Source organism: Stenotrophomonas sp. GD04054 (assembly GCF_029836955.1).
GTDB classification, from domain to species: Bacteria; Pseudomonadota; Gammaproteobacteria; order Xanthomonadales; family Xanthomonadaceae; genus Stenotrophomonas; species Stenotrophomonas maltophilia_A.
In genome coordinates this window covers 24,716-39,693 of sequence record NZ_JAOECR010000003.1, presented here as the reverse complement: position 1 = coordinate 39,693, position 14,978 = coordinate 24,716, and the positions used below count along the sequence as shown (strand labels likewise).

At 64.2% G+C, this 14,978-nt stretch carries 10 protein-coding genes; all 10 read right to left on the bottom strand.

All coding sequences use genetic code 11. The annotated features are described in order from the left end of the window. Positions 1–46 precede the first annotated feature (46 nt). On the bottom strand, positions 47–5,692 hold the full coding sequence (locus N7573_RS03100; protein WP_154263129.1) for a carbohydrate binding domain-containing protein: 5,646 nt from the start codon (positions 5,690–5,692) through the stop codon (positions 47–49). After that, complete coding sequence (locus tag N7573_RS03095) at positions 5,689–10,662, bottom strand: tape measure protein (RefSeq protein WP_154263131.1); 4,974 nt, start codon at positions 10,660–10,662, stop codon at positions 5,689–5,691. The genes N7573_RS03100 and N7573_RS03095 overlap by 4 nt, the downstream gene beginning before the upstream one ends. Then, complete coding sequence (locus tag N7573_RS03090) at positions 10,659–10,820, bottom strand: hypothetical protein (protein WP_311069193.1); 162 nt, start codon at positions 10,818–10,820, stop codon at positions 10,659–10,661. The genes N7573_RS03095 and N7573_RS03090 overlap by 4 nt, the downstream gene beginning before the upstream one ends. Positions 10,821–11,005: 185 nt before the next feature. Next, positions 11,006–11,365, bottom strand: coding sequence for a hypothetical protein (locus tag N7573_RS03085; RefSeq protein ID WP_154263133.1), 360 nt, complete (start codon positions 11,363–11,365; stop codon positions 11,006–11,008). 156 nt (positions 11,366–11,521) lie between these two features. Continuing rightward, positions 11,522–12,502, bottom strand: coding sequence for a hypothetical protein (locus tag N7573_RS03080; RefSeq protein WP_154263134.1), 981 nt, complete (start codon positions 12,500–12,502; stop codon positions 11,522–11,524). 2 nt (positions 12,503–12,504) lie between these two features. After that, complete coding sequence (locus N7573_RS03075; RefSeq protein ID WP_154263135.1) at positions 12,505–12,678, bottom strand: hypothetical protein; 174 nt, start codon at positions 12,676–12,678, stop codon at positions 12,505–12,507. Further along, positions 12,675–13,085, bottom strand: coding sequence for a hypothetical protein (locus N7573_RS03070; protein WP_154263136.1), 411 nt, complete (start codon positions 13,083–13,085; stop codon positions 12,675–12,677). Before N7573_RS03070 ends, N7573_RS03075 begins: the two co-directional genes overlap by 4 nt. 38 nt (positions 13,086–13,123) lie before the next feature. After that, on the bottom strand, positions 13,124–13,630 hold the full coding sequence (locus tag N7573_RS03065; RefSeq protein ID WP_154263137.1) for a DUF1320 domain-containing protein: 507 nt from the start codon (positions 13,628–13,630) through the stop codon (positions 13,124–13,126). After that, a complete protein-coding gene (locus tag N7573_RS03060) occupies positions 13,630–13,986 on the bottom strand; it encodes a hypothetical protein (RefSeq protein ID WP_154263138.1) in 357 nt (118 codons plus the stop codon). Before N7573_RS03060 ends, N7573_RS03065 begins: the two co-directional genes overlap by 1 nt. A gap of 67 nt (positions 13,987–14,053) precedes the next feature. After that, on the bottom strand, positions 14,054–14,947 hold the full coding sequence (locus N7573_RS03055) for a Mu-like prophage major head subunit gpT family protein (protein WP_154263140.1): 894 nt from the start codon (positions 14,945–14,947) through the stop codon (positions 14,054–14,056). Between the last annotated feature and the right edge of the window lie 31 nt (positions 14,948–14,978).

Below are 14,978 nucleotides of genomic sequence, written 5' to 3'. Positions count from 1 at the left end.
GTTTCCTCTTATTGGATGAGCGGCATTGCCCGGCCGCTGGAGCGGGTCACTCCTCAATGGAGACGATGGAAAGGCTGGCGGTGATGTCTAGGCCGGTGAAACTTCCAGTCTGATGGCTAACGTCCTGTTCGCTGAACCCGACGATCTCTGCACGGTAGGTGCGGTCCTGCGTGCCTTCGCTGTCGTTCAATGTTACCGATCCAGACCAGAACGAAATCGCCATATCTGGGCCATCGGACTCGTTCGTAATCGACACGCCGCCGCTGGCTTCAAAGCTCGTCCAGAACTGCTCCGCGTTGCTGCCCAGTTTCCTGTAGACATTCACCGCGCAGGCGTTCCTGTTTCCGCCTGCGACGAAGCCCTGGCGATCCATTCGGTTGTTGGTTCGCACGACAGTTCGCTGGTAGCTGACAACGACGTTCTTGTTCCGGCCGCTTGTGCTGAACGGGCCGACGACAATGGAAGCGCCAATGGTCTGCGTAGTGGTTGTCTGCATCGCATTGCGGCGGACACCGGCCGCAATGGCACCACCCCAGTACGCACCACCATTTACGTCCATCCACACGGTTGCGTTACGCTTCGTTGCACCCGCAGCGCCGACGTTAGGGCCGAAATAGTCGATCAGGCCATCAGGCCCGAAGCCGTTACCGATGATGCGTTGTACGTTGCCACGCCAGACGCGCAGATAGCCGTCTTGGATCTCCATGCCGTCTGGTGTGCCAGGACTTATCAGGCGCAGGATCTTGGAGAGAATTTTTAGCTCACTCTTTGCCCCGGTCGCTTCCATCTCCATGCCGGAGACATTGCCATTCACGTCGAGCGCAAAGCCCCACTTGGCACTACTCTCTGAACCGCCGGCATTCCACGGGGGTGGCAGCGTCGCATCCGGCTCAACCCGCGAGAACATTGGGCGGAACATCCAGAAATACGGCCACGCCTCACCGTTGGGCTTGACGATGATCCTGAACCGAGCGAGAGCAGCTCTAGGAGGTGCGACGGTCTTGATGCTTGGGCGTGGCATCTCGGAAAGCAGTGGCGGGCCACTGTTCCCCGTGTGCCCTGTTTCCGGTGAGCCCCATTGCGCAAGCCAGTTCCCTGTCTTGTCCCAGTAACTGATCTCGATGTAGCAAGAGCAGCGGTGAGTGTTGAACCAGGCGGAAGCCATGTAGGTTTGGCCGGCTTCGACAGGGATGCCGTACTCAGTTCCCCACCAGACAATTTGCGTTGAGGTAGTGCCACCGGAGGTCGAGCCGACTCCATAGATGCCAGGGGGATGGAAACTGTCGTTGCCGGGAGTCGGATCGCCAAGCTCTACCCATGCTGCACCAGGGTTCGAGCCCCAACCCCAGCCGTTGCGCTGATACTTCGGGAACGTCGAATTGATGAGCAGATTCCCGCCGCTGCCCTGGTTGTTGACCTTTGCCTCAAGCGTCTGAACGACAGAGGCGCTGGCTTTTCCCTTCACCTCGGCCTGGACGCCAGTCACCGACTGGCCCAGCGCCGTGATCTGCTGCCCCTGCTGGGTAACAGTCGAAGTAAGGCCCGCCGTCGCTGCAGCGTTTGCCATGGCCGCTGCAGCAGATTCCATGCTGCTTGGGGCGTACTCGGTAGCCACTAGACCGCGCTGAAACTGCACGTTGTCGATTTCGATGGCGTGCGGGCCAGGTTGCTGCGCGAACAGGCGGCCCGCGTAAACGCGGGCGAGCACGGCATCGCCGCGAGAGCGAGCAGGGAGGAGCAGGCGCTGCCACTTGCCGGTCATAGTCACCTCCGGCAGGGTCACAGTGCCCAATACCGTGCCACCAGTGGCATTCATCCACTGCACGTAGAGCTGCGCCCGCGCGTCAGGCGTACCGCGCACCCAGGAGGACAAGGTGTAGTCGGTGTTAGGGTCCACCTTTACATAGTTGGAGCCCGGACCTGCTCGATTCAGGCCCACCCAATCCTTCGCATTGATGGCGTTCCAGTCGATGCGCACCGCTTTCCCGCCACCGCTCAGCGGGGACTCTATGAAGGAGAAAGTGCCTCCCACGTCGCTTCGGATGCGCTCCAGGTTCCAGCCGGTTGGTGCTGCGGTAGCCACGGGGGCGTCTTCCATACTGCTGTTCCACAGCAGGTTGTCACCACCGATTGCGTCGATCCTCGCATTGACGCTGGTGAGTGACTGACCCAACGAGGTAACGCTGCTTTCGTTGGCCAAGGTGCGTGCTTCCAAGCTGGAATTCGCAGCAGCATTTGCCTGTGTGGCCCGCTCCAACGCGGACACGTCCAGGCTGCCCTGCGGCCGCCCATTGACGAATTCCACGATGAGCTCAACCCATTGGTCGGCGCGTCCAGTGGAGGCCGGAGGCGACAGCCGCTGCATTCCGGCACCCTCTCCAGCGCGTTTGCGCCCGACCAGGATGAACATGCGCGTTCCGGTTAATGCTTCCACGTTGCGACGGGTGGCGCCCGCATCAACGAGGCGGTCCCTGGTCCCGACGGTGTCCGTGCCGGTGTCGCTATTTAGTGAGCCGGTGTGGTCGCTGGTGAACAGGATGAAATACTGATTGTCTGCCAGAGCGTTGTCGTACCAATCGTTGAAGCTGGCGCAGGCTGACCGACCGTTGCCATACGTGTCAAAGGTCTGCCGCTGGCCAAGAGTGCTGTCGGCGTTGACTACCTGCACATTGAGGCCGCGCCCGGCACCACCCACAGCCGCACCCGCCGCGTTTCGTGCTCCAGACGAGCGCGGGCCTCCAGTGGGCTGACTGGTGATGATTGCGTTGGCGGTGACTTCGTAGACCGTAGCGTTGCCAATGCCAGCACGAACGGCAGTGAGTGCTGTGCCTTGCGACAGCAGCTGTCCCTCCGCGTTGGTGACGCGCACGTCCAAAGCACTGTTCGCCTTCGCATTTGCGCTTGTTTGAGCGGCAATCTCCGTTGCGCTTGGAGCCCAGTTTGTGGCCACCTCGCCCTGCTGGAACATCGCATTATCCAGCGCTACCGATACGTTCTGGCCAACTGCGCCTGAAGCCGCGCGGAAGAAGATGCGAACGCTTACCGCAGCTGCCGGCGCAGTGAAGGTCCCGGTGTGGCGCGTCATCGCCGACGCTAGTTCGGAAATCGGGGCGTACTGGGCGGAGCCGATACCTGCATTGTTGTTGTCCAGCCACTGCACCAGAAGCTGCATGCGAGCGGCGTCGGTGTTGATGCGGCAGGCCCACACGGAGAGCGTGTACTTGGCGCCCGGCACTGGCTTCGGGCGGTTTGCGGTAGCTACTTCAACGCCAACGTACTGGCCAACAGCAGTGGCCGCAGCGGTGCCTACGATCTGAATGGCGCGGCTTGAACCTGTGACCGCGTAGGTGCCGGAATAGCTCACTGCCTGCGGGATTGTGTTCGATGCGAACCAATCAGGCAGGGTGCTGTTGTCCGCGTTGCTGGTCTCGAACCCACTATTCGGCAACAGGTTGTCGCCACCGATGTTCTCGAGCGATGCAGTTACGCTGGTGACCGCGTTGCCCAGGCTAGTGATGCTGTTTCCCTGGAGCGTTACCTGGGACTGCAGGGCCTGGAGAGCGCTGTTGGTTGCTTTCCCGTCCACGTCAGTGCGCAGGGCGCTGATGAGGCCAGACTGTGCATTGATGAGGCCAGCCTGCTGGGTGACCGTCCCGCTCAGCGAACTGAGCCCATCGGCAACTGCCAGGATCTCGGTCACTTCTTCAACGGCAACATCGTCCACCCATAGCGTGCCTGCAGTGTTATTGCATGCAACTGATAGGCGCAGGCCTAGAACGTTGGCGGCCGGGACGGTATAGACGAACTCCAGGTACGTCCAATCGGCCTTGTTCGCAAGGAACGGTCGGTCTGCAAGCCAGGCGGATGCCTGGTCAGCAAGCCTGAGCTTGGAGTCGCCTGCGGTGCCGTTGAACGTAGCGCTGGTCTTGTACCAGCAACTGATGCGGTACTTCTTTGCAGGCGCGGTGGCCATGGTCATGCCTGCGTTCGCAAGCGCGACAGTTGTACGGGCGGAGCCCGTGCCATCGATGCGCAGCGCTGCGCTGCCGCTTCGACCCTCTGCAGCCGGCCACGAGACACCGGCCAGCTGCGAGCCGCCCTGATACGTCCAACCCACGTCCTTGCCGGCGTTCCAGCCGCCATTGAGGATCATGTTGGCGCCCTGGGAAATCATCGCGGGCAACGTTGCATTGACCTGGTCAATACGTTGGCCGATGGCTTCGTCGCGAGTGAGGCTGGCCTGCTCGACGGAGTTGACCTTGGCCTCAGACGCGAGTGCACCTGTTCCTGCAGGCAGGCGAACCTCCACGGCCGACTGGCGCTGGCTAAGCGCTTCGTCCGCGCCGACACGCGCCCTCATTTCGTTGTAGGCCAGGCCGCCCGTCAGCTTCGCTGGATCGTTTCCGGTGTAGTCGCCGCGCAGCTGCACGGCCAGCGTGTTGCGCTGGCCGGCCTCAGCCGCCAGGGCGGCGGTGCGCGCCTCGCTTTCCTGCTGCACCATCGCGACGGATGCGCCAGGCGACGGGCGGCCCACGGCAATCCAGTCGTACTCAATGTAGGCGCTGGCCGTCTGCGCACCCGTAAGTGCCAGGCGGATGGCGCGCAGTGGCGAGGGGCCATTCCAAGGCAGGCGGTCAACGTCCAGCACGGCGACGCCGTTGGCGTCGAATGCGGGCGCAGGGATGGAAATCGACTTGGCGTCGTTCCACTCCCGGTCGGCCTCAGTGATCCAACGGATCAACCCCATCCAGGCGGGATTGCCAACCTTGCGCATGCGCAGCTTGATGAAGCGATAGGCGGCGCCGTCGATGTTGAGCGGCGCCGGGGACTGGATGCCGGAGTTGTTGGTGGTGTTGATCGGCCGCAGCATGCCGTCTGCGATAGTCGGCGTGCCATACACACCCGTCCAGCCTTCCAGCCCGGCGTTGAAGTGCCAGATGCCGGCAGAGTCAAACTGCGTGCCGCTCCCTGCGGCGACCTCGGCCAAAGAGCGGGCCATCGAATCCAGTCCGTTCTGGACCTTCGTGTTGACCGCGCTGATGTCGGCGGTGCGTTCGGTCTTTTCGTTCAGCACGCTTTGAATACGGGCGCGCTCTTCGTTGGCCAGGTTGGTGGCCAGATCCTCGGCACGCTTGGCCACTTCGCCCACTGCGGCCGCACTCTTCTGACTCTCGGCCAGGATCTGTGCCTGCGCAGCCTGGAAGTCTGCCAAACGCTGCTGTGCCTCGGCAGCATCTGCCAGTGCCAGATCACGCAGGCCCTGGTCCACCTTGCCCTGCAGCTGGACCAGCTCCGCCGTAGTCGGTGGCACCACGGGGGCCTGAGCCTTGGGCGTGGAGTCTGCAGACGACACGCCGTTGACCTGGACAGTGACCTTCCACCAGCTCACAACGCCACTGGCCTCGGTATAGGTGTAGCGCGTGTCTGAGGTTTTGGTGACGTACTTCCATTCGCCCGGCTTACCGCCTGCGTCGGCCGCGCGCCAGAGGACATAGACAGCACCAGCCAGCGGCGAAGCGTTCCAGGTAATGGTGACGCTATCCGCTGCTGGCTTGGTCTCCACGCCTTCGGCCGGAGGAACCACAACGGCCGGCTTGGCCGACGCCACCCAGTTGGAGGGCTGCCGGGTCACTGGCGTGACTGCAGGCAGTCCCTGACCACCGATTTCAACGAGCAATACTTTCCGGTTCATAGCGCCATCAAAGCGTTGTGTTCACCCTGGCGTGCCAGGGACTGGATGCCGTCCCGGACCTGCAGCAGCACCTCGTAAGAGGGATCGACGTAGCCACGCCCCGGTGTGACTGGCGCAGCTGGTGCTGCAGGCGTGTTGCTACCGCCAGGCGCGGCCGACGCCGGGACGGGAACGCGGCTGTCGGTCAGCACCGTGACCATCTCCTGGGCGATGCGCTTGGGCAGATCGAACAGGATCTCTGCCAGGTCGGTGATGTCGGTCTGCTGGTTCTGCAGGTACTTGGCCAGCTCGTCCGTGGTCAGGCCCAGATCCTTGGCCAGCGCCTCAGCGCTGATGCCAGTGACGTTGCGCAGGATCTCCAGCGGATCGCCGCCACGGGCGCCAGCCAGATCGGCCACGCCCTGGGCGATGCGCTGAGCGCGCTCCAGGCGGGCGGCGGCTTCCTGCTGCTGTTCCAAGGCAGCCTTTTGCGCGTAAAGCTGCTGCAGCGACGCGGCGGTGCCATCACCGCCAAAGCGCTTGGCGAGCTCCAGCACCTGGGCATAGTCCACCTGATAGCCCTGGCCGCTGGCATTGAGTTTGCGGCTGACTTCCAGGAACTGCTGGGCGTACTGGGTGAAGCTCTCCAGGTTGCCGGCGCTGGCGGCGCTCTGCATCAGATCCGATGCCGTGGAACGCTTCTGCGTGTCGGTGTCCGGTGACAGCGTGCTGCTCAGCTTGAGCGAGTTGATGAAGTCCTGCAGCTTGCTGCTGGTTCCGTCGATGGAACCGCCCAGGCGTTCGATTTCATCGTTGACGCGATTGAGCGCCAGGCCTACCAGCTCCGACTCCAGCGACCTGGCCAGTGCGTCGGCCTTGAGCTGGGCGGCCTGGCGGACGGTGGCCAGATCCTGCTCGCGGGCTGCCAGGCCACCCAGGGCCTTGGCCTGCTGCTGCAGCGTGCGGATGCGCTCCTGCTCCTCCTGGCGCACAGCCAGGAGCGACTTGGCGAAGCCACTGAATCCATCCGTCGCGATCTCCTGCTGCGCGTTGCCCACTACGCTGCCGTAGGAGGAGGCGGCAGTAGTGATTGCCTTGACCTGTTCCTCCATGGTGGTGCCGGCAGCCTTGGCCATCTGCTGGAACATTGTTGTCGTGCGCTTGACCAGGTCGATTTCCTGGGCATTGAGCGCGCGACCAAGCTCCTGGGCGTTGCCGGTCATCAGCTCGATGGACGCCGCCAGGCTGTTCATCACGTCGCCGGCTTCAAACCCCTTGTTGAGGAAGTCGCCGAATCCGAGGATCGACACGCCACGTCCGGTCAGGTTCTTGGCCGCGCCGGAAATCAGTTGCTCCAGCTGCGCTTGGGCCTTGTCCGGGTCCGCATCGAGCTGAACCTTGCCGAGGTCTACGCGGACGGAGGACAGCTGGCTGTTGATGTCAACGCCCAGTTGCTCGGCCAGGCTGATGACGCCTGCGCGCGCGCGCCCAGTTGCCTGGCTGAAAGCGTCGGTGATCGTGGTATCGACCTTGCCATACTCGGTCCACTTCTTGTCGCTGCGGAACAGGCCGCCCTTGGCCTTGATGTCGGCGTAGGACTGGCCAGCGAACCCGTCGAAGCCATACGAGCCAGTCAGGCCCTGCGCCTGGATCTGCGGCTTCTTGCGGCCGAACAGGGCAGCATGGATCGAGGAGCCAGACAGAATGGAGGCGGCTTTGGCGTTGAGGCCGAGCTTGCGCGCCATCTTATCGACGAGACCCACGGCGCCCAGGGTGGCGATCTTGCCCGCCCAGCTTTCGCCATTGGCGATGTCCCAGCCCTGATCGAACAACTCGGCATTCTTCATCATGGCCGCGACCACCCAGCCGATGATCGGCACGGCCATAGATGCGGACGCCGCGCCGCCACCAGCAGCCCCGGTGCCAATGAAACCGCCGACGTTGTTGCCAAAGCCCATCATCTTGCCTGGCGCAGCCACCCCGGCACGCCAGCCGCCACCGGCCAGCATGGCGTTGGTGCCAGTGAGGTTGCGGCCGCCACCGATCATGTTGGCCAGGCTGCTCATCCAGCCCGAGCCCGCGCCGCCCTGGCTGCCGCCACCGAACATGCCGGCGATCTTCGACAACCAGTTGCCATCGGCCTGGCCACGCGACACACCAGCCAGCGCGCCATTCATGGCGTTAGTGAGCGCATCCTGGAACGGGCGCACCAGGTTCTGCTCAAGCATGGTGCGCACGATGTCGCGCCAACCACGCTTGAAGATGTCCTTGAGGCGGCTGAAGAAGCTCTCAGACTTGTCCAGCCCGCCGCTGAACATATCGGCCAGCATATCGGCGACATCCGCGACACCGCGTGTTCCGACGTTGGCCCATTCCTCCAGGTCGGCGGTCTGCTGTTCGATGCGAATAGAGGCATTGGCCCAGGCCCGTGCCTGGGCCATCAGGCCTGCGGTTGCCTCTGCGTTGATGCCGGCGCCGGCCTTGTTGGCCTCGTTGATCGCCTGGAGCATGTCCTGCTCGTTGCGCAGTTGGCGGGCGCGGCGCTCGCGCTCGATCCCGACCATGCCCAGCAGTTGCACCTCGCCGCTCAGCGTGTCGAGCAATGCCGTGGGCGCCTGCTGCTGCTTGGTGACCTCGGCGGCATTCTTGGCCAGCTCGGCCGCTGACGACTTCACCAGGCTGGCGTATGCCTCCTGGGTGATGAGGTGCTTGGCCAGTTCGCGGTCGAGCTCGGCAATGCGTTGCTTGTGCTGCTCCTGGGCAGCGGCCATCGGCCCGGAGAGCTCGGCAGCGGCCAACGCGGCCTGGCGGGTGTACTTGGCCTGGGAGTCGGCCTGTTGCTCTGCCAGCCGCGCAGCCTGCTCGCCGGAGCGCTTGGCCTCGGTCTGGGTTCGCGTCAGATCACGGGTGGCCGCATTCTGCTTGTCCAGCGTCAGGGTGAGCTGGATAAGCTGCTCGTTCTTGGCCCGCGCCAGTTGATAGTCGGCGCTGGTCGGGTCCAGACCCTTCTGCGCGCTTTCCGTGATGAACTGCGCGCGCATGCGGGCTGCCTTGCCCTGGGTCTTCTCGATCAGGTCCAGCTGGACGCTCTGGATCTGCTTATCCAGGCCTTCGTTGACCGACTGGAGAGCAGCCTTGATCGCGGCGCCAGAGCTGCGCGCTGCGGACGCCACGGCATCGAAGCTGGCGGCAGCGATGCGGTTGGCGCTTTCGACGCCGACCTGGCCCTTGGCCCACTGCTCCAGCAGTGGCCGGGTTTGCTCCAATGTCTGACCCTGGTTGGCCTGGCGCTTGAGCAACTCCTCCAGGGAGCGGCGTTGGGCGTCCGTGGCATCGGTGACGTTGGCGGTGCGCAGCACAACGCCAGCCGAAACCGAGATGGCCCTGTCATACCCCTTGGTCAGGTTGTCCAGGCGAAGGCGCGCCGACTCCATGGCCGCCGAGGCGCTTTCCAGTTCCTTGTCGAGTCCGAAAGGCAGGGCGCGGTCGCGCGCCTGAAACGCGCGGCGCTTCGCCGCCAGACGTTCATATTCATCGCCAAAATTCTTGAGCTCTTGCCGCGCCGTATCAATGGTTTCAACGGTGTTTGCGAGCTCCGCGAATGATGTGTTCGCAGTCTCCTGATTGAACTCCTGCAGCACCCGCATAGCCGGCTGGAACCCAGCAGTGACCGCCTTCGACAGCTCCTGCGCCTTCTGGCTGCTGTTCATCGCCCAGGCCACGAATAGCGACAGTGCGGTGATCGCAAGGCCTGCAGGGCCGCCAAACGCGCCCATCGCCACGTTGAGGCCTCGCATGGCGGCAGCCTTTGCGGTAAGCGCAACGGACGCGGCCTGGGCAGCAGCGGCGGTGCGCAGCTGGGCGGCGGCCAGAGCCTGCTCAGCCGCGGCTACGCCACCTGCCACGCTCATGCCGGCGCGAGCGGCCGATAGACGGCCTGCCGCCTGCTGCTCGGCAATACGGGCTGCAGCCAGCTCCTCGCGGGCCAGCGCTCGCGATGCGGCGGCGGCCGTGATCTTCTCGGCGGTAGCCTTGGCCAGGCTGACGACCAGGCGGCTTCCCAGGGCGACGGCCAGGACACCGGCGATCTGGTCCAGGTGCTGCATGTTGTTGGCCAGGAACGCGATGCCCTGGGCGATCCCACCGCTGGCGCCCAGCTCCTGGGAGGACTCGCCGACGAACTTCGTGACGCTGTTGCGCAGCAGCTCCATGGCGCGCCCGACCGTGAGCGGGATCTGCTCAAACTCGGCGGCGATGACGGAGGACTGGTTCTCAAGCGCGGCCACCATCTGATCGACGGTCACCTTGCCGTCGTTGACGTGCTTGCGCAGCTCGCCCATCGACAGGCCCATACCGTCGGCCAGCGCTTTGGCCAGACGCGGCGAGTTTTCCACGACAGAGTTGAATTCCTCTGCGCGCAGCACGCCCCCAGCCAGGGCCTGGCTGAGCTGGACAATGGTGTTGGCGGTGGCGACGTTGCTGGCGCCTGAGATAGCGAACGTCTTGTTGATGGACTCGGTGAGCGCCAGCTGCCGTTGCTGGGTGATCCCATACTCGGCGGTGGACTGCGACAAGCGCGCGTAGAGGGTGGCGGTACTGTCGAGCGCGGTGGCGGTGCGCTGGGAGATGTTGAACACCTGGGCCGATGCGGTGGCATAGGCCTTGTGTCCATCTGTTGCCAGCTTGAGCCGCGCTGAAATGTTGGCGTAGTTGTCCGCAACGGAAATGAGGGCGCCGGCCGTCTGCGCGCCAATGTAGGTGGCCACCGTCGCCCGCGCCGATGCCAGTGCGCTGGACACAGCAGAGACACGGCGAGCAGTGGAATCCGCCGCCGTGCCGATGCTGGAAATGCCGGCAGCACCACGCCGTGCCTGGTCGCCGGTTGTGCCCGCCGTCGCGCCCAGTCGCTTGAGCTCCGCATCCGATGCCCGAACGGCTGGCACCAGGCGGCTGTTGTCGGCATCGAGGCGGAGGGTGACGGTTGGGTTCACGGGCTATCCGAGGCTTCGCGATGGGCCATAGCCGTGGTGCCAATCAGCACGTCCAGCGATGGCATCAGGTCTGGCAATAGGTGCGGGGCAATGCCCTGGAGGCAGGCAGCGGCTTGGATCTCGCGGGCTTCAATGCCGTCGTAAACCGGTGCGTGCATGCCGGTGATCCAGCGGGCCTTGCAGCGCACGAACAGTTGGACGACTTCCCAGTTCTCATCCAGGACCGGGATAACGCTCGGCGGCTCCTCGCCGCCGCCCCCGTCGCGCAGAAAGTCCGCCGCGCTGACGGCGCCGTCAGGTTCATGGTTCCTGTCAGCGCCGTCAGTGCGTGGACCCTTCCCAATCAGCGCCCGCGCGACGGCTTCGAGTTTTTTACGTGCGCCCGGCCGAACTGGTCGAAGTAGGCGCCGATGATGGCCGGCTGCAGGAAGGCGTAGAACGGGCCATCGAAAACTTCCTTGATCGCGGCTTCGCCCTCGATGGGCTTGCCGTCTGCATCACCCAGGCCAGCGACGCTGACCAGGATCTTGCGCAGGTACTCCTCATCCTCAACGGGGTTGTCCTGGATGGCTTTGATTTCTTCGCGTGCCAGGATCTTGACCTGGCACTGGATGGTGCCGGTGGCGAAAACGTTGGGCTGGTCGGTGGGGATGCGCAGTTCCACCGGCAGGTGCACGGTGTTGGTTCGGGCGAGACGGAGCATGGGAAAGTCCTTGGGAAGTGGTTTAACAGCCCCTTGATCGGGGACAGGTCCACTTTGCCCAGGCACAGCTGCCGTTCGGGACTAAAGCGCTTCACTGAAAAAGAAAGGCCCCGCACAGTGGCGGGGCCGTTGGGAGTGTAGCGCAGTGCCTGCGAATTACGGCGGCGTGCTGTCGCCGAATTCGATATACAGCTCATCGCCGCCAGCGTCGCTGGCAACGCAGGGGCCGGTGAGCTCCCAGCCATAGTCGCCATCAATCTCGACTTCATTGATGTTCTCGATCTGGCCGCGAATGCCCAGCTCGCTGTAGAGCTTGCTCTTTTCGGTCAGGCGCAGCCCAACCTCCAGGACGCCGGCCGCGTCGCGTACTGCCCAGGGATTGAAGTCAGCCAGGGCCGTCTTGGCCAGGCGCAGCGTCCAGGTCGGCGCGCGGTCGCTGATGCCGCTTTCCTTATGGCTGGTGTACTCCTTCGACGTGATCGTGTTGCCCACGTCCACCGAGAGGGACTTGGCCCACACGACCAGGCCCGCTCCGCCATCAACCGTGATCGTGGTGCGGGTGTTGTCCGCGCGCGCGACGGTCGGCACCACGGCGGTGGTGGTGATGTTGGGCAGAGCGTCCTCGGCGATGGTGTCGTAGTCGCCCTGGATGCGGATGTTGCCCTTGAAGCGCTCGCCAACGGCCAGTGCCAGGTTGGTGAGGTTGTGACGTGCGGCGCCGATCTGCTTGACCGTGCCGGCATGCCAGAACTTGGCATCAGAGATCGGGATGTTCGCGCTGATCGGGTTGTAGCGCGTGGTTTTCGCAACAGCGTCCTTGACGGCGGTCATGCCAGCGGGCAGCAACAGCGGCGCACAGACGGCATCGGAGTCAGCCGCTGCACCCGGCTTGGTCGGCGGGAACAACTCAAACTCGCCCTCAATGAAGGCGCGCTTGGCACCGACTGCGAAGGGCTGGCCAGTCAGAAACGAGCGATCCACCGGGCGTTCGATCTTGTCGAACTCGGTGCCGCTGCTGCCGTTGAACAGCAACACGCCATCGGCGCTGGCGGTGGGAACAATCGGCACCGAGGCCGATGCGCGCAGCGCCAGGGCCAGGCCGCGACGCTTGAAGGATTCCAGGTTGGGCTGGGCCATGGTCAGTTCTCGGGTGAGGTTGCAGAGGAGCGGCGCGAGCGGTTCTGGCTCGATGCCGGCGGTTGCGGCGGCTCGGGTGCTGGAGCGGGTTCGGCGGGCAGTACGGACTCATCCACGAGCTGGCCATCGATCACGCGCCAGGCACCGCCGCTGGTGGGGGTGTGCTTGGTAGTCATGGGGGCGGTGTGTGTTGCATGCGGTAGTTGGTGACGAATACCTGCTGGCTGACCAGCCAGCCGGCGCGGAACTTCTCATCACGACCAGCCTGGAAGCTGAGCGCGTCGAACGCATCGACAGGAGTCCAGCCGGCCAGCGCCTTGCGGACGCCTGGAATGACTTGCTCATCCATCTGGCGGCGCGCGCCGCTGCCACTGGCCTGGCCGCTGAAGTTGCGCACCATCAGGACCACGCGCAACGTGACATCCACGTTCTGGATGTGCTGATCGCCCGTGTACTTCGGGCGTCCACCCACCTCGGCGGCCGTCACATACGCGGCGCAGTCCTTTGCCGGCTGCTGGTCCAAGGCGGTGTCCAGGTCGGCGGCATCACCGACCAGGAGCAACGCCTGGACGTGTTCCCGCAAGCGCTCCAGGACGGGCGTGACTGGGAACGGCCCTACAGTCACGGCCGGCCCTCGCGCCCGAACACCTTGTTGCCGGCATGGAAGATGAATTCCCCTGCAGAGCCGGTGGACGTGGTCGGATCTTCGATGCCCAGGTGGAACTTTTCCTGTGCCGTCTCCTGCAGCAGGCGAATCGCGTCACGGTAGTCACGCACGATGGGATCGGTGCGCTCATCCGTCTGGCGATCAGGGTGCAGCAGGTAGCGCGTGATGCTGCGCGACCAAACGGCCAGCAGCGGCACGACCTTGGCCAGCGGCAACCTGTAGCGCCGTGCCAGGTAGCCGTCGATGATCGCATCTGCCTGACGGGTGGCCTCCTTGATGCGCTCCAGGGCCGCATCCGCCTTGGCCACCTCGCTTGGCGGGAAGGCGCTGCGATCACCCCCACGCAACGTGGCATCCATCAGCTCGGAGGCAACCGGGCGCTCATCGCGCCCACCCGCCACCTGGGACAGTTCCAGTGCCCCTGGGAGCTCGGCCAGTTGCGTGAGGGTGACGTAGGCCATTACGCGCCGGCCTCCAGCGCTGCCTCGATCAAGCCTACGCGATCAGCCGCCGGCTGGTTCGCCCAGGCTTCCTCGGCCAGGCCAGAGGCAGTGCGGGCACGAGTCTCGGCGTCTTCCCACTTGCGCTTGGCATTGCCGGACTTGGTTGCCTTGCGTTCGCGGGCCAGAGCCAGCTCGTTGGGGTCGCCCGACGCTGGCAGCTCCGTCACGATCAGCTCGGGGTCGCTGTTGATCGCGTCAAGCTGTTTCTTGTCCAGGTCATCCACATGCACTGTCCGGCCCTGCCGGGTGAAGTGCATGCCGGCACGCCAGCGGCCACGCTCCAGGCGGGCCTTTACCAGGATCTGTTCGGCCATGGGCCGCTCCTTCTGTATTCGGGAAAGTTACGACCGGCACCCTGCGGTGCCGGTCAGTGGTCGAGGGTCAGATCAACCAGGCGCTGTCCATCGCCTCAACAACGCCCTTCATCACGTTGTCAGTGCCGGCGATCTGATTGGCGGTGAGGATCTTGGCGGCCTTGAACTTGTCGTTCGGCACGCACACCAGCAGATCCGGCACCAGGCCCAGCGGACGGCCGTGGTCGCCCGTGCGCGAGGTGAAGGCGGTATAGGCTGCCTGCAGGCTCTCCTCGGTCAGCGGCTTGTTGCAGGCGTAGGCCATCTGCCAGAAACCGAAACCGACGTTGCGGCGGCAATCGGCGCCGTAGCGGAATTCCTTCTTGTTGAACACGCCCTCATCGGTATCCGTGTCCATGGAAACGAACTGCGGCGGCTTCCGGTTCTGGAAGATGATCGGCTTGAGTGCGCGCTTGGTGCACAGCAGATACCAGTAGGCACCATTGCCGCCCGAGTCCACGTTGCTCTGGACCGTTTCCTTGCCGTCCTTGTCCAGCACCGGGTGATCGGTGTCGAAGAAATTCTGGCCGTCGTAACAGGCGGTGGAGATGCCGTTCTTCAGCAGCTCGAACGTCAGCTGGTCCGGCTGTGCGCCGACCGACTCGCCCATGCTCTGCATGAGCGGGCTGTAGATGCCGAGGTTGTCATCCTCGATGTCATCCTTGTCCACGCCGACAGTCAGCTCATACGGCTTGTTCTTGATGGTGTAGCCATGGTTCTGCAGGCCATGCACCACACGTTCGCCGATCCATTCGCGCACGTTGGGCAGCTTGCCCAACCAGCCGTACTCGTTGGACTTGGTGGTGGACGGCACCACCGTGGCAATGCGCTGGAACTGGGACGGTGCCTGGCCGAGGCCAGCGTTGAATGCTGCGTTGAAGGCGACGTACAGCGTGGAAAGATTGCCGCGATTGACGATCATGGGATTGTCCTGGTGATAGGGGAACGGATGG